This window comes from Stenotrophomonas bentonitica, from assembly GCF_002887735.1.
GTDB classification, from domain to species: Bacteria; Pseudomonadota; Gammaproteobacteria; order Xanthomonadales; family Xanthomonadaceae; genus Stenotrophomonas; species Stenotrophomonas bentonitica_A.
On record NZ_PKQP01000013.1, the window covers coordinates 57271 to 75610 of the forward strand.

The window sequence follows — 18340 nt, forward strand, 5'->3', positions numbered from 1 at the left end:
GCGCGGTGCTGACCGCGCGGACCCCTGTCCGTCTTGATGAGATCCGCCGATGCAGGCCTGGCAACAACTGTATGACCCCGCTGGCAACCTCTGGCTGTCCAGCCTGATCGCGCTGCTGCCGATCGCTTTCTTCTTTGTCGCCCTGGCCGTGTTGCGCATGAAGGGCTGGCTGGCCGGCACGATCACCGTGGTGATCGCGTTGGCGGTGGCCCTGCTGTTCTATCGGATGCCCCTGTCGCAGGCGCTGGCAGCAGCCGGTTATGGCTTCGTCTACGGCTTGTGGCCGATCGCCTGGATCATTCTGGGCGCGGTGTTCCTGTACAAGGTCTCGGTCAAGACCGGACAGTTCGACATCATCCGGGCGTCGATCCTGTCGGTCACCGAAGACCAGCGCCTGCAGATGCTGATGGTCGGCTTTGCGTTTGGCGCGTTCCTGGAAGGGGCGGCCGGCTTCGGAGCGCCGGTGGCGATCACCGCTGCGCTGCTGGTCGGGCTGGGCTTCAAGCCGCTGTATGCCGCCGGCCTGTGCCTGATCGTCAATACCGCGCCGGTGGCCTTCGGCGCGATGGGCATTCCGATCATCGTGGCCGGGCAGGTGACCGGGCTGGATGCATTCGAGATCGGGCAAATGGCCGGGCGCCAGCTGCCGTTCCTGACCGTCATCGTGCTGTTCTGGATCATGGCGATCATGGACGGCTGGCGCGGCATCAGGGAAACCTGGCCAGCGGTGCTGGTGGCCGGTGGTTCGTTCGCGATCGCCCAGTACCTGACCTCCAACTTTATCGGCCCGGAGCTGCCGGACATCACCGCCTCGCTGACGTCGCTGGTCTGCCTGACCCTGTTCCTGCGCAAGTGGACGCCGGTGCGCATCTTCCGCTTCGATACCGAGAGCAGCGCAGAAGCTGCCGCCCAGGCACTGGAGGCACCGCGCTATTCCACCGGCCAGATCGTCAAGGCATGGTCGCCGTTCCTGATCCTGACCGCGATGGTCACGATCTGGAGCATCAAGCCGTTCAAGGCGCTGTTCGCCACCGGGGGTGCGCTGGAGCACTGGGTGCTCAAGATTCCGGTACCGGCGCTGGATCAGCTGGTGCTGAAAATGCCGCCGATCGTGCCGGTCCCGACCGGCTACGAGGCGGTCTACACGTTCGATGCGGTCTCGGCCACCGGCACGGCGATCATGCTGGGCGCGGTGATCGCGATCGTGCTGCTGAAGATGCGCCCGGCCGCGGCGCTGCGCACGTTCGGCGAAACCGCCCGGGAGCTCAAGGTGCCGATCTACTCCATCGGCATGGTGCTGGCGTTTGCCTTCATCGCCAACTACTCGGGCCTGTCGGCCACGCTGGCGCTGGCCCTGGCGCATACCGGCAAGGCCTTCACCTTCTTCTCGCCGTTCCTGGGCTGGCTGGGCGTGTTCCTGACCGGCTCGGATACGTCCTCCAATGCGCTGTTCTCCGCGCTGCAGGCCACCACTGCCCAGCAGATCGGCGTGTCCGAGGTGCTGCTGGTCGCGGCCAACACCACCGGCGGGGTGACCGGCAAGATGATCTCGCCGCAGTCGATCGCGATTGCCTGCGCGGCGGTCGGGCTGGCCGGCAAGGAATCGGACCTGTTCCGCTTCACGGTCAAGCACAGCCTGATCTTCACCGTGATGGTCGGCATCATCACCACGGTGCAGGCCTACTGGCTGACCTGGATGATTCCCTGAGCCCATGCGCGGCAGTCCGGCTACCGGCATCGACCCCATCGCCCGCCACGCGGGCGACAATGGCGGCATGAAGAACGAACGCCTGTCCGACAAGGTGGCCGCGCAGCTGCGCAGCCTGATCCGTGAGCACAACCTGCAGCCGGGTGACCGCCTGCCGGCCGAACGACCGCTGGCGGTGCAGCTGGGGGTCTCGCGCACGGCGCTGCGCGAGGCGATCGCGCAGCTGGCCAGCCAGGGCCTGCTGAACGCGCGGGTCGGCGGCGGCACCTACGTGAGCGAACCGGCGGCCCGTGCCCGGCAGGCCATCGATGAGCCGTTGATGCCGTACCTGCCGCTGTTCCAGGGCGACCCGGAATACCGCTTCGACGTGCTGGAAATCCGCCACGCGCTGGAAGGGGCAACTGCGTGGCACGCCGCCTTGCGCGCCACCGACGAAGACCGCGCGAAGATCCGCCAGGCCTTCGACACCATGATGGCTGCGCATGGCAAGGACGATCCGGCCGGCGAGGCACAGGCCGATGCGGCCTTCCACCTGGCCATCGCCGAGGCCTCGCACAACCTGGTGCTGCTGCAGGTGATGCGTGGCCTGTTCGAGCTGCTGCAGACCAACATCTCGCAGAGCCGCGAGAAGCTCTATACCTCCGCCCGCACCTTCGAGCCGCTGTCCGTCCAGCACCGCGAGATGATGGATGGCGTGCTCTCCGGCGACCCCGAACGCGCGCGTGCCGCCGCGCACGCGCACCTGGAATTCGTGCACACCTCCCTGCGCACGCTCGATGACAACGAGGCCCGGCGCGCACGTGCGTCACGGCTTCCGTCTTCCCACGGTTGACCCATGATCATTTCCGCCTCCACCGACTACCGCGCAGCGGCACAACGCCTCCTGCCGCCGTTCCTGTTCCACTACATCGATGGCGGCGCGTATGCCGAGCACACCCTGAAGCGGAACGTCGCGGACCTGTCGGAGATCGCGCTGCGCCAGCGCATCCTGCGCAACATGTCCGATCTGAGCCTGGAAATGGAGCTGTTCGGTGAGCGTCTGGCGATGCCGGTGGCGCTGGCGCCGGTCGGGCTGACCGGCATGTATGCGCGCCGCGGTGAAGTGCAGGCGGCGCGGGCGGCGGCGAGCCGGGGGATTCCGTTCACGCTGTCCACCGTGTCGGTCTGCCCGATCGAGGAAGTGGCCCCGGCCATCGATCGGCCGATGTGGTTCCAGCTGTATGTCCTCAAGGATCGCGGCTTCATGCGCAATGCGCTGGAGCGGGCCAAGGCGGCTGGCGTGACCACGCTGGTGTTCACGGTGGACATGCCCACGCCGGGCGCGCGCTACCGCGATGCGCACTCGGGCATGAGTGGCCCGAACGCGCCGGCGCGGCGCATGCTGCAGGCAGTGACGCACCCGCGCTGGGCATGGGACGTGGGCCTGTTCGGCCGCCCGCACGATCTGGGCAACATCTCCACCTATCGGGGCAGCCCGACCGGCCTGGCCGATTACATCGGCTGGCTGGGCAACAACTTCGATCCGTCCATTTCCTGGAAAGACCTGGAGTGGATCCGCGAGTTCTGGAGCGGACCGATGGTGATCAAGGGCATTCTTGATCCGGACGATGCACGTGACGCCGTTCGCTTCGGGGCCGACGGCATCGTGGTCTCCAACCACGGTGGTCGCCAGCTGGACGGGGTGCTGTCCACCGCGCGGGCGTTGCCGGCGATCGCCGATGCAGTCAAGGGTGAGCTGAAGATCCTGGCCGATTCGGGCATCCGCAACGGCCTGGACGTAGTGCGCATGATCGCGCTCGGCGCCGACAGCGTGCTGCTCGGCCGCGCCTTCGTCTATGCGCTCGCCGCGCAGGGCGAGGCCGGCGTGGCCAATCTGCTGGACCTGATGGCCAAGGAAATGCGCGTGGCGATGACGCTCACCGGCGCCAGGACCATCGCCGACATCAGCCGCGATTCGCTGGTGGACGCCACGCGTCGCCTCGCGGCCGCACCATGAACGCGGCATCCCAGGGCACGGCAGCGCTGCTGGCGCAGCTGCGCGCGATCGTCGGGGACGCACACGTGCTGTGCGGCGACAAGCCGACCCGGCGCTTCCGCAAGGGCTACCGTTTCGGCGATGGCCCGGTGCTGGCGGTGGTCCGCCCGGGCACGCTGCTGGAACAGTGGCGCGCCCTGCAGGCCATCGTGGCGGCCAACGCGATCGTGATCATGCAGGCGGCCAACACCGGCCTCACCGGCGGTTCCACGCCGGATGGTGCCGACTATGACCGCCCGGTGGTCATCCTCAACACGCTGCGCCTGACCGGTGTGCAGCTGATCAACGAGGGCCGCCAGGTGGTCTGCCTGCCCGGGGCGACGCTGGACCGGCTGGAAAAGGAGCTGGCGCCGCTGGGCCGCGAACCGCACTCGGTGATCGGCTCGTCGTGCATCGGTGCCTCGGTGCTGGGCGGGGTCTGCAACAACTCCGGCGGCTCGCTGGTGCGACGCGGCCCGGCCTATACCGAACTGGCGTTGTTCGCCCAGGTCGATGCCAACGGCAAGCTGCAGCTGGTCAATCATCTCGGCATCGCGCTGGGCGATACCGCCGAGCAGATCCTGGAGCGGCTGCAGGGCGGCGACTACGCGCCCGCCGACGTGGACAATGGCAACGACCGCGCCGCCTCCGACCCGCGCTATGCCGAGCAGGTGCGCCAGGTCGATGCAGCCACGCCGGCCCGCTACAACGCCGATCCCTCGCGCCACTACGAAGCCTCCGGCTCGGCCGGCAAGCTGGCGGTGTTCGCGGTGCGGCTGGATACGTTTGCGCGCGAGCCCGGCGAGGTGTTCTACATCGGCAGCAATGCGATGGAGGATCTGACCGCGATCCGCCGCCATCTGCTGACCGCGTTCGAGCGCCTGCCGATCTCGGGCGAGTACCTGCACCGCGAGGCGTACGACATCGGCGAACGGTACGGCAAGGACACCTTCCTGCTCATCGATCGCTTCGGCACGGCCAGGGTGCCGGCGGCGTTCGCGCTGAAAAGCCGCGTCGATGGATGGTTCGAAAGCCTTGGCCTGCGCGGGGTCACCGACCGCGTGATCCAGTGGGCGATGCGCTGCCTGCCGGGCCATCTGCCCGCGCGCATGGGCCAGTTCCGTGACCGCTACGAGCACCACCTGCTGCTCAAGGTGTCAGCGGTGGATGCCGCCGCCGCCGAAACCTTCCTGCGCACTCACTTCGCTGACAGCGAGGGCGACTTCTTCCAGTGCACGGCCGAGGAGGGGCGCAAGGCGTTCCTGCACCGCTTTGCGGTGGCCGGCGCGGCCGTGCGTTATCGCGAGGTGCACCGGCGCGAGGTCGAGGACATTGTGGCCCTGGACGTGGCACTACGGCGCGATGACCGCGCGTGGGTGGAACACCTGCCGGCCGAACTCGACGCACGCTTGGCCGGCAAACTGTATTACGGGCATTTCCTGTGCCATGTGTTCCATCAGGACTACATCGTGCGCAAGGGCGAGGATCCGCTGGCCATCGAGCACGCGATGTGGGCGCTGTTGGACGCGCGTGGTGCGGAGTATCCGGCCGAACACAACGTGGGCCATCTGTACCCGGCCAAGCCGGCCTTGGCGGCGTTCTACCAGCAACTGGATCCGAGCAATACGTTCAACCCGGGCATCGGCCAGACCGCGAAGACGCGCGGATGGAGCAGCTGCGACTGCACCCCCCACGGGTAGAGCCACCCCATGCGTGGCTGTGCCGGCGTATCGCAGGTTTCAGGGCAGCCACCCATGGGGTGGCTCTACCCGCAACGCTTCATTCGCAGCGGACGGCGGTAATCACGTTGTCCTTGTCGATGAACACCCGCAGCCGATCCTGGCGCAGGTCACGGGTGGTGATCGTGGCCGGGCCGATCGGGTTGATCAGGCCGGCGCCGCTCTGCACCAGCAGCTTGCGCATGTTCGCCTCGTCGGCCGGCTGGCCGATGGCCCAGCCCAGGGCATCGGCCTTGCACAGGCCTGGACCCTTGATCTCCGGGCCCGGCGTGCTCACGCACGCGGCCAGCGAGAGGGTGCCGGCGAGCGTGATCGCGGCGAGGGGGTAACGGAAAAGGGATGCCATCGGGTCGCTCCTGCGGGGTCAGGCGCCGACCATACCACTGCGGTGTGCACCGGCGCGTGGTTGGCACCCCGCGACCGTTGGGCGCAGCCCACGCGGCTGATGGGGCAGGGCGCAACGGCCACCGGCGCTACACTGGCGGCCTCTCAGATCGGCCATGCCGGGAGTCGCAGGTGCTGCACGTGTTCATGCTGGGTGGGCGACATGCCCGCGCCCGGATCGAGGTCCACGACGTGGCCTTCGCCAACGTCGATGCCATTGAAGAGGCCTACCCGCAGCTGCGCCAGGACTGGTTCGGTGAGCGGAAAGGGCTGCATCTCGATGGCTGGCTCGCGGTGGATGGGGTGGAGGCGTACCGGGTGCGCTTCGGCGACGCGGCCCCGGCCGTTGGCGCGCCGCGCCTGTACTTCCTCAATCTCGGCGGGTATGCCGCCGGTGCGCTGGGCGAGGCGCATGATTACCGGCTGCTGGTCGCCACGGATGCCGAGGCGGCCAAGCGCGAGGCCAAGGCCCTGCGTAATGCCAGCTGGTTCAAGCCGCATACCGATGCCCTGCTGGAGGTGGATGACTGCATCGCCATCGACCAGGTCGGTGGACGCCACGTGCAGCTTGAGCGCGGTGAGCACCGCGGGATCACCCTGGTCAGTGACTACATCGTGATCGGCTGAGCGGCGCCGATTGCCCGCGGCCCCGCTGCTGGCGCATAGTGTCGCGGTCTTGTGAGGTCCGGCGATGTCGCCGCGACAGGTCAACCAACGGAAGTAGCGCATGCACAGCAGGAAGATCACGGCCGCATTGATCGTGACACTGGGAATGACGATGGCCGGCAACGCCGTGGCGGCCGAGCCGGACGCACCGGTATTCGGTGGCTGGCGCAACCTGCATTCGGCCAGTGGCGCCGAACCGGTTCTGAGGAACCAGCCGTTTGCGATCCTGCCGCGCGAGGTTGCCAAGGGCGAGCGCTTTGCGATCCTGGACCGCGAAAACAAGCAGGCGGTCTGCTGCCTGGTGGTAGACAGTGACCGTCTCGATGCGATTGCGCTGGAAACCAGCTACCGGCTGCCCGGGGTGTGGATCGCCGATCTGCTCGGCAACGAGGACTACAACCGCCGCCACGGCGACCCGCATGTGTTTGCGATGAAGCGCGAGGGCGAGCTGGTCGACCATGTCTTCTCGCAGGAAGGCGGCGGTTACAGTGACCTCGGCGGCCTGCTGCTGCCGGCCGGTGCCGCGCTGGATGCCAGCGGCGGCAGCGTCAAGTTCGGTACCACCACGTACCGCCTGCAGGTGCAGTCACAGCGCTTCGCCGATGACAATGGCGCGCTGGATCGCTACACCCTGCAGCCGCCGGCACCGGCCGCACCGGTGGTGGTCGAGGTGCCGTACAGCACCTACTGACACGGAAGCGACAGAAACGGCGCGGTACAATCGCGCCCGCCCATCGGCACGGCCGGCTGGGCCCGCATTCCTGACCGAGCTTGTCCGTGATCGCCCGAGTGTCCTTGCCCTGTGCGGTGCTGCTGTTGGCAGCCTGCGCCACGCCGCCCCGGCCGCCGGCCAGACCGCCTGCCAATCCAGACGCCCTGTGGGGCATCATCCAGCGCGACTGCGCCGGCGAGGCCGCCCCTCGCGGCAGCTGCCTGGCCGTTTCTCCCCAGGCGCAGCGGCGCGATGTGCTGCTCAAGGATTCGCACGGCCACTACCAGTTCCTGGTGCTGCCGTTGGACCGCATTTCGGGCATTGAAAGCCCGGCGCTGCTGCGTGCCGGTGCCCCCAACTACTTCGCCGCCGCGTGGAACGCGCGCAGCCACACCGAGCAGGCACTCGGAATGGCACTGCCGCGCGATGTGGCCAGCCTGGCCCTGAATTCGCCCCATGGACGCTCCCAGCACCAACTGCACATCCACGTGGATTGCCTGCGCGCGGATGTCCTGGCCCAGCTGCGCCGGCTGCAGCCGGTCATCGGCGCCAGCTGGCAGCCGCTGCCGGAGCCGTTGCGCGGGCATGCCTATCTCGCCCGCCAGTTGCCCGGTGCCGAGCTCACCGCGAACCCGGTGCGTCTGCTGGCCGCCCATCTGGCCGATCCGGCCGATATCGGGAACTGGTCGCTGGTGGTCGCCGGGCAGACGGGCCCCTCCGGTGCGCCCGGTTTCGTGTTGCTGGCCACCCGGTTGGACCTTGCGGCGGGCAACAAGGCCAGCGGTGAGGAACTGCAGGATCACGCCTGCGCCGTATTGACCGGTGCCGCCGGCCCGCTGGACGGTGTGCTGTGAGGCGGTGCAGGGCAGGGCGCGCAGCATCGGCTTGCGCATGGCCGGGTAAAAACGTCGCAGCTGCGCACCGTGTTGGATCCGGCCTGCTCCTGGCGGCGTGAATCTCGCTTCCCCGGACGACGCCTGTATCGCCGATCAGAGCCACCGTGGAATCACCGGACGATCGCGGGGCGCGGGGAATCCGGCGCGATTGAAATAAAAACCACGGACGTGGCACGTTATAGTGGCCGTTCAATGCGGTTCCCGCTTTCGCGCCCGGGCTGACTGGCGCGACGTATCCGACTTAATCCATGACTGCTGAAACCACGACTCCGCCCGCCGCTGCGCCGTCCCAGGCCACCGGTCCGCTGTTCTACCAGGCGCCTGTTCCGCTGCGCTCGGATCTGCACGCCGCCTGGCGCCTGGTGCCGGACACCGCGCATTTTGCCGGGGAAACCAACGCGATCCCCGCCGTGATCGGCGAATTCGGTTCGCTGGCCCAGCATTACCCGATCATTTTCACCGGCAAGGACGCGATGCCGCTGGTCGCCGTCGGCCTGGCACAGCGCAACCTGTTCGTCACCGATGGCGTGTGGGACGAGCAGAGCTACGTGCCGGCCTACGTGCGCCGCTATCCGTTCGTGTTCATGCAGGCCGGTGATCAGGACGAGTATGTGCTCGCGCTGGATTCGGCCGCCAGGCAGGTCAACCAGGGCCAGAGCGAAGACGGCGTGCCGCTGTTCCAGGACGGCAAGGCCACCGAGATCGTCGACAACGCCATGCGCTTCTGCGGGGATTACACCCGCGAGCATGACCAGACCCGCCGCTTCACTGCCGCCCTGATCGAAAACGAACTGCTGATCGACCGCAACATCGACGTCACCCTCGCTGACGGCCGGCAGATGTCGGTCAACGGTTTCCAGGTCGTGGATGTGGAAAAGTTCGCCGCGTTGCCGGACGCCACCGTCGTGGCCTGGCATCGCAGTGGCTGGCTGGCGCTGGTGCACCACCACCTGAGCTCGCTGGCACGTTTCAGCGCGCTGGTGAACCGCCAGAGCGCGCTGCCTGCCGACGCCTGAGTCCGGGCGCACGGCGTGTCACGGAAACGGCGGCCGCAGGGCCGCCGTTTTTCATTGCTTAGGCAAAATATCGATAAGCATATCGCGGGCGATCATTTCCTCCTTTTCCGCCTGTTCAGCAGAATCACGGCCCCTCCCTCACTACGCTCCGGCACGGGCCTGACCCCGCCGGCACGTACGTCTTTACCGGAAATCTGCATGTCTGTGCTGTATCGCCCGCTGCGTCGGCGGGCCCTGGTTGTGTCGTTGTTGCCTTTGCTTGGTGCGGTATCGCTGGTCCACGCGGCCGATGCACCCACCCAGCTGGAGGCCGTCACCGTCACCGGCTCGCGCATCCCCCGCGCCAGCGTGGAAGGTCCATCCCCGGTCACCGTGATCACCCAGGAGCAGATCGAGGCACAGGGCTACCGCAGCGCGTTCGAGGCGCTCAGCGCGCTGACCGAGAACACCGGCAACGTGCAGGGCGAGGATTTCGGCAACACCTTCACCCCGGCTGCCAACACCATCAACCTGCGCGGCCTTGGCCCCAACCGTACCCTGGTGCTGGTCAACGGCCGCCGGCAGTCGGACTACCCGTTGGCCTACGAAGGCTCGGTCAACGTGGTCAACCTGGCCAACATCCCCAGCGCGCTGATCGACCGGATCGAAGTGCTGGCCGGGGGCGCCTCGGCGGTGTACGGCTCCGATGCGATCGCCGGCGTGGTCAACATCATCCTGAAGAAAACCTATGACGGCGTCGGGATCAATATCCGCGCCGGCACCACCGAACAGGGTGGCGGCGACAACCAGCGCCTGCAGGCGGTCGGTGGCGGTTCGGGTGAGAACTGGGACGCGATCTTCGGCCTGGAGATCGCCAACCGCAAAGCGATCTACGGTTCGCAGCGCGACTTCATGGATTCGCTCACCGACGATCCGCGCGGCGTGGCGCCGCTCGCGACGGCCGTGGCGTATCGCCGCAACGCCTCCACCAACAACTACATTGATCCCGGTGCCGATGGCTGCGATGCCGCCAGCACGTTGTATGGCGGCAGTGTCTTCCGCGCGCAGAATCCGCGCCAGGGCTGGTACTGCGGCAGCAATGAAGCCGCACCCACGTTCTGGACCGTGCAGACCGAGAAGCGCAACATCGATGCGTACAGCGCGGTGACCTGGCGCTTGAATGACCGTCAGGAACTGTTCGCCGATGCGGCGATCGGCACTGCGCGCATTTACAACAACACCCGCGCACCGAGCTGGACCTCCTCGCGCAATTACTTCTACAACCAGAACAGCGGTCAGCTGGAAAGCTGGTACCGGCGTTTCGCGCCCGAAGAGATCGGCGGCGTGCAGCGCAATGCCAACCGCTTCCTGGAGCAGTCGTGGTCGTTCAACGTCGGCGCCCGTGGCAGCATCGGCGGCTCGGACTGGGATTACGAAGCGGCCTACAGCCGCTCGCGCTACGAGAACAGGACGCAGCGCCCGGGCCTGCTGGTCGGCATCAATGCGTACCTGCTGGGCCCACAACTGGGCACCCGCGATGGCGTTGACGTGTATGCCCCGGATCCGTCGCGCCTGTACCAGCCGCTGACCCCGGGCGAGTACGAGGGGCTGTCGGACCGCTACGAGAGCCGCAACGCTGCGTGGCTGCAGACCGCCAGCGTCAGCGTCAACGGCCAGCTGTTCGATCTGCCCGGCGGCCGTGCAGCGCTGGCCGCCGTGGTCGAAGCCGGCAGCCAGGGCTACCGCAACCGCCCGGACCCGGCCTTGGGACAGGGCGTGTTCTGGAACCTCAACGCCGGCATTCCGGCCGGTGGCGAGCGTGACCGCTATGCCGCCGGGGTGGAGCTGCAGCTGCCCTTGCTGGAGCGCCTGACCGCGACCGTGGCCGGTCGCTACGACCAGTACCGTGCTGCCGGCGATCATCTGGGCAAGGCCACCTGGAGCACCGGCCTGGAGTTCCGTCCGTTCGATACGCTGCTGCTGCGCGCGAGTGCAGCAACCAGCTTCCGTGCGCCGGACATGAACTACGTGTTCGCCACCGAAACGCGCGGTTACAACCCCGGCATGACCGATTACTGGCGCTGCCGCAGTGCCGGCCAGGCATACGACGACTGCGATTTCAGCGGCCTGGCGATCGATTACACCAGTGGTGCCAATCCGCAGCTGCAGCCGGAAACCGCCAAGTCCTACGGTCTGGGCTTCGTGTGGTCGCCGTCGGCCAATCTGGACTTCACGGCAGATTACTACGACATCCGCATCGACGATGAGGTCACCAACCTGGATGCCACCCGCATCCTCAAGGATGAAGCCGATTGCCGCCTCGGCCAGACCGTGGGTGGCGACGCACGCGATATCGGCTCGGCACAATGCCAGGACGCGCTGCGTCGCGTGATCCGCAACCCGGCCGACGCGGCAGTGCAGCCAAACCAGGTCGTGCGCGTGCTGATCAACCCGATCAACGCCGCCTCCGAAACCGTGCGCGGCATCGACCTGAAGTCGACCCTGCGCTGGGACGCGGGCCGCTATGGTCGTTTCTCCGCCCGCGTGGCGTACTCGCTGGTGATCGATCACAGCTACCGCCAGTTCGCCGGCGATGACGTGCAGGACCAGCGCAACTCGTTGGATTCCTACCAGTGGCGCAGCAAGGTCAACGGCAGCGTGACCTGGGCGATCAACGACTGGACCGCCACCCTGTACGGCATGCGTTACGGCTCGTTGCCGAAGACCGACGGCAGTGGTCGCATCGCGCCGTACATGACCTACAACGCCAGCCTGTATCGCAAGCTCAACGACAACGCCACGCTCGGCCTGATCGTCAACAACCTGCGCGACAGCCGCCCGCCGGCGGACAAGAACGGCGGCGGCTGGCCGTTCTATCCGGTCGGCAACTACGACCCCTACGGCCGCCAGCTGTGGCTGGAGTTCGATTACCGCTTCCTGTAATTCCCTCGCGGGCCCGGCAATGGCAATGCCGGGCCCGCTGCGTTTGGGTCTACAGCGCATGCGACGATATACTGCGCGCCGCCGAGTGTTCCGGCGGTTGCAGGAAGCACGCATGACCCACCCGATTCATTACCGTCGCGCCGTGCCGGGCGATGCCGCTGCCTGCATCGATCTGCGTGGGCGCACCCGCGAAAATGCGTTTTCCGCGGCCGAGCTTGCCGGACTCGGCATCACCGAAGACAGCTGGGCGGCCGGTATCCGTGACGATGTACTGCCGGGGCATATCGCGCTGGAAGGCGAGCACATGGTCGGCTACTGCTTCGGCGATCGCGACGGCGGCGAGATCGTGGTGCTGGCAATGCTGCCGTCCCATGAAGGGCAGGGCATCGGTCGGCGGCTGCTGGATATGTCCATCGCCGATCTAGTCGAGGCCGGCCATTCGCGGCTGATCCTGGGGTGTGCGGCGGATCCTGCGGTGCGCTCGCATGGCTTCTATCGCTACCTGGGCTGGCGGCCGACCGGCGAGATCGACGCCTTGGGTGACGAAGTGCTGGAACTGCACGTGGGCGCCAGGCCATAGCACTTGGGTAGGGCATGGCAGTGATGGCGTGTCAGGGGCATGCGCATCGCCCGCTCACTGTGCAGCCGGTCACGGCTCGGTGATCCGCCTCTGAAACATGCTGGGCGCATCTGGACGGAGCGATGCGATGCCTGCGTGGTGGCTGACCCTGATGATGAGCGCCACAGCGGTGGATCTGCCGCCGCGACAGGTGCATACCTGCCTGGTCGACGGCGCGCGTCATTATCAGTCCACCCCGTGCGAGGGACGCACCGAGCGCATCCGCGAGATGCCGCCGCCCGCCGATACCTGGGCCAATGAGATCCATATCGAATCCGTGCGGCAGGAACTACAGGCCAAGCGGCGTGCTGAGGCTGCAGCCGTGCGACAGAAGCGTCTGCCGCGACGCAGTGTCCGCCCGACGCCCGCGATCCGGGGGGCGGTCATCTCCGTGCATGCCGATCCCGCCCGTTGCGCCGCCGCGCGACGCCAGCGCGAGACGACCTACCGGAAAGCGGGCGGCCGGCCGTGCCTGGCGCTCAGCCGGCGAATGGATGACCTGGTGCACGATGCGTGCCGGTAGTCAGCCGGCACGCACGCTCAGGGCTGCGCCATCAGATACCGCGCGACCGCATCGAAGGCGGGCAGGGTGGTCGGGTCGTTGGCGCTGTTGGCAGCGACCGGATGCGAGCCGAACCGCGCGATCACCACCCGTGCGGTGGGGTCGATGTACAGCGCCTGGCCATGCACGCCGCGCGCCATGTAGGCGCCATGGTCGTTGTGGGAGATCCACCACATGCCGCGATAGCTCCAGCCCGGCAGCTGCGCGTAACCGGCCTTGGCAAAGGCCTGTTTGCTGCCGCCGGCCCGGATACGGGCGATCGCGGCGGCGGGCACGATGGGCTGGCCGTCGACCTTGCCGTCGTCGAGCAGCAGTTGGCCGACGCGGGCCAGATCCCGCAGTCCGGCATTGAAGCCGCCGCCCGCAAACGGCGTGCCGGTGGAATCAACGGTGTAGTACGCGTCCTGCTCGGCGCCCAGGCGTTGCCAGATGCGCGACTGCAGCAGCTGTGCAACCGACTGCCCCGTGCGCCGGGCGATGATCCAGCCCAGCGCGTCCGTGTTGATCGTCTTGTAGCCGAAGGCCTCGCCGTGGCGGCCCTGCTTCTGCACGGTCTGCAGGTAATCGTAATAGCTGCGCGGCCCGGTGTAGCCCGGGGCCGGGGGCAGGGTGCTGCCCGCTGCGGAAAATGCCCAGACCTCGGCGTTGGGGTCGGCGTAGTCTTCGCTGTAGCGCAGTGCCGTGGTCATCTCCAGCACCTGCCTGACCGTGGCATCGCCGAACGCGCTGTCCTTCAGCTCGGGAACAATCGCGCTGACGCGCTGGGTTTCATCGATCACCCCCTCGGCGACCAGCATCTCGCCGAGCAGGCCGGTCATCGATTTGCTGACGGACATCGCACCGTGCTGGCCGTGCTCGTCCAGGCAGCCGCTGTAACGTTCGTAGACCACCACCCCGTCGTGCAGCACCACGATGCCGTCGGTGTAGTTGGCCGACAGTGACTGTGCCCAGGTCATCTGACGGTGGGTGCCGGTGGGCGTGAACGACAGCGCGTCGATCGCGGCATCCAGCCGGCGCGGCAGGTCACGGGCCGCGCCGGGGCCCCGGCTGACGCCCACGGTGGGCATCAACTGGCGGAAATGGCAGGCCGTCCAGCGCAGCTTGGGGAAACTGAAATAGTCGTCATCCGTGTAACGGATGCGCTTGTCTTCCGGCGGCGGCGCGCCCTGCATCCAGCCGAGCAGCCTGGGATCGGACGCTTCGGCCGACAGCGGCGGCGAGGTGGGCGAGGCCGGGGCGGCAGTGGCGGCGCCCGGCAGGGCGAGCACCGCGACCAGGGCCGCGGCCAGCCGGGCGCGGGATGACGCCAAGGCGGCGCGCACGCGGGTCAGAGCAATGTGGGGGCGCGGAACGGGCATGGGGCACTCCTTGCTAATGCGCAGGACGTCTGTGCGACCAAGGGTACTGCACCGGAATGAAAGACGGCGCCATCGGCGCCGTCCGTGACGTGCCCTGCCGGGGCAGGGCGCGCGATGCTGTTACGGGTTGCCGGGGTTGCCCTGCGGCGCCGGTGCCGGCGTGGCCGACTCGGCTGACGGCAGCGACAGCGCCGGGTTCAGCTGCTGGGCCTGCAGCATCTGGATGCGCTGGTTGAGCGCGTCCAGTTCGCTGTGGCTGCTGCGCAGGTCGGTGCTCAGGCTGACCGCCTGCTGCTTGGCCTGTTCCAGCGAGGCGCTGACCTGCAGCGACTGCTGGCGCTGGAGATCGGCTTCCTGCTGCAGGCTGCGCAGCCGCTCTTCGTTGTAGGCGACCAGGTTTTCGGTATAGCGCTTGCCGGCCTGCAGGCGGGTGGTATCGATATACACCTGGGCCAGCTGTTCGGTCTGTTCGACGAAGGTGCGGTAGACCTTCTCGGCGTTGTCGACCGAATCGGTCTTGATCACGCGCCAGAAGTCCTTCTCGTGGAACAGCGCCACGTAGTAATTCAGCGTGCTGGTATTGAACAGCAGGCTGGCACCGTAACTGCCGTTATAGGTGGTGCGCAGCTCGGTGAGCTGCTTGGAGTCGACCAGCTGGCGCAGTTCGTCCACGGTATTGCGGACCACCGGCGCCGGGCGAACGGCGGTCTCCACGGCCGGCTCGGCACGCGGTGCGCGCGCGGCCAGGGCCTGCGGAATGACGCTCAACGACAGCAGCAACACAATCCCACCGGTCAGCGCGTGCGCGACGATGGAACCAACCCCTTTTCTCTCTCGCATATTCAGGCCATCCACGAGTGGATTATCAGTGAAGTAAAGTCCCCGCCGGAGTCTAGCACGCACAATCGCGTGGCCTGCACTTTGCCGCAGCGTCAATAAACCAACTGTGCCGGGGTGCACTGGATGGACTGCATGTGCACGTCGGTCCGCCCCAGCTCCAGCCCGAGCACCTGGGCCAGCGTCTGCGAGAGCAGGGTGCTGACGCCGTTGAGCAGCGGCTTGAGGGTTTCCAGCACCGGGGTCAGCGCCAGGCACAGCAGGCCGCTGCAGCGGACCTGGTCAGTGCCCGGGTCGGTGACTCCGGTTCCGCCGGCGAGGTCCTCCAGGCCGCCCGGCCGGGTCTGCAGGTAAGAGGCCAGATTGGATTTGACGCAGTTGTTGTAGTTGAGCAGGGTACTGAGCAGGCTGTTGCAGCGGTTGATCACCAGCCCACCGAGCAGGGAGCCGAGCAGGCCACTGAGCCCGCCCATTCCCTTTCCGGTAACGGTGGCGTTGTAGCCGTCCCAGACCGAGCCGGTTTCAAAACAGGTGCCAAGATTCAGCGCGCCACACGCGTGCGGTACGCCGCCCACGACGTCCCAGTCGCCGAGGGCGCCGATGCCGCGTGCCGGGTCACCGAGTCGCAGCAGGGCAATGGTCTTCTCGGCGTCGTAGAAAACGTTGCCCGGATTGGCGGCCTTCAGATACTGATCCGCCAAACGATTGGCGGTGGCGGCATCGGTGCTGCCCTGCTTGCCCGGGGTGACCACGTTGCTCAGCACGCGCAGCAGTTCGCTCACCAGGCCGGAGATGGCTGTGCCGACCTGGGCCTGGTTGAAGTAAGTGGAGGCGGTCTCTCCGGCCGCCAGGGTGACGCTCTCATCGCGGGTCAGCGCATTGAGGGAAATCTTGTCGGTGACCAGCGGTGCGCCCAGCAGGGTCAGCAACTGCTCGTTCTGCAGCCCGGCATCGCACACATTGCGCTGCGAAAATTCGTTGGCGGCAGCCACGCGGCCGACGCAGGCACGCAGCAGCGAGGACTGCACCCGCACCGTGGCGGTTGGCGGGGTCGCGCCGCAGTTGAGCGCGTCCAGTGTGCCCATCGCGTTGGTCACATCGGCATAGATCGGCAGGTTGAGGCGGATCCCCAGCCCGCTGAGCACGGGCCCGAGCAGCGCCAGCCCGCCGGTGTCGATGTTGATCTTCAGCCGCACCTGCGCGTTGTAGGCACGGGTGCCGACGCCGCCGATCGCGATCGAGGGCGGCTCGATGATCGCCGCGCGGGTCTGCACCAGCCCCAGGATGTTGAGGTTGTTGACCGCCACGCCGTTGCCGCCGCTGGCGATGCTGATGCTGGTGGTGATCAGGTCCAACGCGCTGATGTCGGCCTGCAGCGCTGGCGAAGCGGGGCCTTCGGGCGCGACGATGCGTGCGAACAGCCCGCCGGTGGTGTCGGTGCTGCCGAGCTGCACGTTGAGCTGGTTCAGATCGACCTTTGCCGCGAGCGCATTGCGCAGTGCCGTCAGATCCACATGGGCGACACCGCTGTTGGTCAGCACCGTGGCCGTCGCATCAAGCAGCTGGCCAAGCGAGACCCGGTTGGCGGCCAGCAGGGCGTTGAACTCGGCGATGCCGATGTTGGCCTGGACCGGAATGCCCAGCGCCTGCAGCAGGCCGCCCGGGGTGACCTTCGCCTGGGCCAGGCCGTCATAGCCAAGCAGGGTGGTGCGGTCCAGGTTGACGCCCACCAGGTTGAGCACGTTGCCCAGCGGCGTATTGCCATTGACCCGCAGCAACTGCGAGCCCACCGAGAACACCGCGATCGGCGGCGCACGCGTGGCCACCGCCTGCGCACGGATCGTGGGCAGGCGCGTGTTCTGGCCGAAGAACGGCACCACCGAACGGGTGGCGACCACTTTGACCGCATTGAGCGGGTTGGCCGCGTCGGGCGTCACGCTGAAATGATCCCCCGCGCCGCGTGCAGGATTCCAGTTGCCGCAGTGGATCACCAAGGCGCCGGAAAAGCCGTTGTCCCGCTCTGCATTGCTGCGGGCAGCCCCGTTGTCCTTGAGGTCCGCGCGGCACAGGTCCAGGCGCTGCGCGCCGGCGACGGCGGCCAGGTCGACCACCTTCTGCGCATCGCGCTTGGCCCAGTACAGATAGCCCACTTCCACCAGGCCGAGCATCCCGACCAGACCGAGCAGGACCAGCATCATGGTGACCGACATCCCGCCGCGCAGCCGCCGCCGGAACGGCCGGGGCGCACGAACGCTGGACTGGTGCATGGCATCAACCTCCCTCGTTGGAACCGCCTACGTCCTTTTTCACACTGGTCTTGAGGAACTCAGGAATCTCGTGCTCGAAGCTCTTGAGGTAGCGCGCATAGCTGGCCGCGGCCTGGTCACCCAGGATCGGCAGGCGCGCCCCCGCGTGGGTTCCCTGGGCCTGCATCCGCAGCAGATCACGGGTGGTTTGGCCTATCTCGCTGCGCGGCGCGGGTGCGGGAGGCATGTAGCGCCCGGGCGCGGCGTCGGTGTAAGCCGGCGCGCGATCGACGTAGGTCGGCGCCGGTGCCGGGGTCTCTGGCGCCGGCAGCGTCGTAGTGGCGACCGGCGGGGCCTGCTGTCCGCCAAGCATCTGCCCGGTGAGCGGTGCCTGCTGCGCCATCGCGGGCAGCGCTACCACCATCAGCAGCCACGGCAGGCCAACGTGCAGGAACGTAATGGGCAGGCGACGCAACTGGTTCATGGCGTGGTCTCGCTGGCAGGAGTGGGCGTGCTGAAGCGCTCGAGCATCGACGGCGCCAGGCGCGCATCGGCACGCGTGCGGTGATCGGTATCGATGGCGACCCTGCGCTGCGCCGGGCGCCCGGCAGCGGCGCGTGGTGCAGGCGTGGCGCCGCTGCCGGGCGCGGCGGCCGCCGTG

16 protein-coding genes and 1 pseudogene are annotated in these 18340 nt (G+C 67.6%); 11 read left to right on the forward strand and 6 right to left on the reverse strand.

Annotated features, from left to right (window positions below; translation table 11 throughout):
* Positions 1 to 49: 49 nt before the first annotated feature.
* The 4 genes from lldP to dld all read left to right on the forward strand — a co-directional run bounded on the left by lldP (position 50) and on the right by dld (position 5422).
* Positions 50 to 1708: an L-lactate permease gene (gene lldP / locus C0R07_RS18110; protein WP_102789608.1), complete on the forward strand. Its 1659-nt coding sequence runs from the start codon at positions 50 to 52 to the stop codon at positions 1706 to 1708.
* Between the two features lie 67 nt (positions 1709 to 1775).
* Positions 1776 to 2540 carry a transcriptional regulator LldR gene (gene lldR / locus C0R07_RS18115; protein WP_070470845.1) on the forward strand — a complete coding sequence of 255 codons (765 nt, stop codon included), beginning with the start codon at positions 1776 to 1778 and terminating at the stop codon, positions 2538 to 2540.
* Positions 2541 to 2543: 3 nt separating this feature from the next.
* Positions 2544 to 3704 (forward strand): FMN-dependent L-lactate dehydrogenase LldD, encoded by a 1161-nt coding sequence (lldD, locus tag C0R07_RS18120; RefSeq protein WP_102789609.1) that lies wholly within the window; start codon positions 2544 to 2546, stop codon positions 3702 to 3704.
* Entirely contained in the window at positions 3701 to 5422 is a 1722-nt protein-coding gene (gene dld, locus C0R07_RS18125; RefSeq protein WP_102789610.1) for a D-lactate dehydrogenase, read from the forward strand. The genes lldD and dld overlap by 4 nt, the downstream gene beginning before the upstream one ends.
* A gap of 79 nt (positions 5423 to 5501) precedes the next feature.
* Here dld and C0R07_RS18130 read toward each other — a convergent pair whose 3' ends face one another.
* Positions 5502 to 5807: a hypothetical protein gene (locus tag C0R07_RS18130; RefSeq protein WP_019185084.1), complete on the reverse strand. Its 306-nt coding sequence runs from the start codon at positions 5805 to 5807 to the stop codon at positions 5502 to 5504.
* Between the two features lie 170 nt (positions 5808 to 5977).
* Between C0R07_RS18130 and C0R07_RS18135 the strand changes: the two genes are divergently transcribed.
* The 7 genes from C0R07_RS18135 (at position 5978) to C0R07_RS18165 (ending at position 13199) form a co-directional block, all read left to right on the forward strand.
* Complete coding sequence (locus C0R07_RS18135; RefSeq protein WP_102789611.1) at positions 5978 to 6472, forward strand: DUF1543 domain-containing protein; 495 nt, start codon at positions 5978 to 5980, stop codon at positions 6470 to 6472.
* Positions 6473 to 6572: 100 nt separating this feature from the next.
* Positions 6573 to 7202 carry a decarboxylase gene (locus tag C0R07_RS18140; protein ID WP_070470774.1) on the forward strand — a complete coding sequence of 210 codons (630 nt, stop codon included), beginning with the start codon at positions 6573 to 6575 and terminating at the stop codon, positions 7200 to 7202.
* An 86-nt stretch (positions 7203 to 7288) separates the two neighbouring features.
* Positions 7289 to 8077, forward strand: a complete 789-nt coding sequence (locus tag C0R07_RS18145; protein ID WP_167390405.1) for a CDP-diacylglycerol diphosphatase — start codon at positions 7289 to 7291, stop codon at positions 8075 to 8077.
* Positions 8078 to 8367: 290 nt separating this feature from the next.
* Positions 8368 to 9135: a SapC family protein gene (locus C0R07_RS18150; RefSeq protein WP_019185088.1), complete on the forward strand. Its 768-nt coding sequence runs from the start codon at positions 8368 to 8370 to the stop codon at positions 9133 to 9135.
* Positions 9136 to 9333: 198 nt separating this feature from the next.
* Positions 9334 to 12057, forward strand: a complete 2724-nt coding sequence (locus C0R07_RS18155) for a TonB-dependent receptor plug domain-containing protein (RefSeq protein WP_102789612.1) — start codon at positions 9334 to 9336, stop codon at positions 12055 to 12057.
* A 112-nt stretch (positions 12058 to 12169) separates the two neighbouring features.
* Positions 12170 to 12637 carry a GNAT family N-acetyltransferase gene (locus C0R07_RS18160; RefSeq protein WP_019185090.1) on the forward strand — a complete coding sequence of 156 codons (468 nt, stop codon included), beginning with the start codon at positions 12170 to 12172 and terminating at the stop codon, positions 12635 to 12637.
* Between the two features lie 127 nt (positions 12638 to 12764).
* A complete protein-coding gene (locus C0R07_RS18165) occupies positions 12765 to 13199 on the forward strand; it encodes a hypothetical protein (RefSeq protein WP_102789614.1) in 435 nt (144 codons plus the stop codon).
* Between the two features lie 17 nt (positions 13200 to 13216).
* Here the strand turns inward: C0R07_RS18165 and C0R07_RS18170 are convergent, their stop codons facing one another.
* The 5 genes and pseudogenes from C0R07_RS18170 to C0R07_RS19985 form a co-directional block, all read right to left on the reverse strand.
* A complete protein-coding gene (locus tag C0R07_RS18170; protein WP_102789615.1) occupies positions 13217 to 14596 on the reverse strand; it encodes a serine hydrolase domain-containing protein in 1380 nt (459 codons plus the stop codon).
* Between the two features lie 120 nt (positions 14597 to 14716).
* Entirely contained in the window at positions 14717 to 15436 is a 720-nt protein-coding gene (locus C0R07_RS18175; RefSeq protein ID WP_026070082.1) for a DUF2968 domain-containing protein, read from the reverse strand.
* 92 nt (positions 15437 to 15528) lie between these two features.
* Positions 15529 to 17700, reverse strand: coding sequence for a TadG family pilus assembly protein (locus C0R07_RS18180; RefSeq protein ID WP_070470770.1), 2172 nt, complete (start codon positions 17698 to 17700; stop codon positions 15529 to 15531).
* Positions 17701 to 17704: 4 nt separating this feature from the next.
* On the reverse strand, positions 17705 to 18163 hold the full coding sequence (locus C0R07_RS18185) for a DUF3613 domain-containing protein (RefSeq protein WP_102789616.1): 459 nt from the start codon (positions 18161 to 18163) through the stop codon (positions 17705 to 17707).
* Positions 18160 to 18340: pseudogene (locus C0R07_RS19985) on the reverse strand (Flp pilus assembly protein TadD); the annotation flags it as partial. The pseudogene C0R07_RS19985 and the gene C0R07_RS18185, both read right to left, overlap by 4 nt.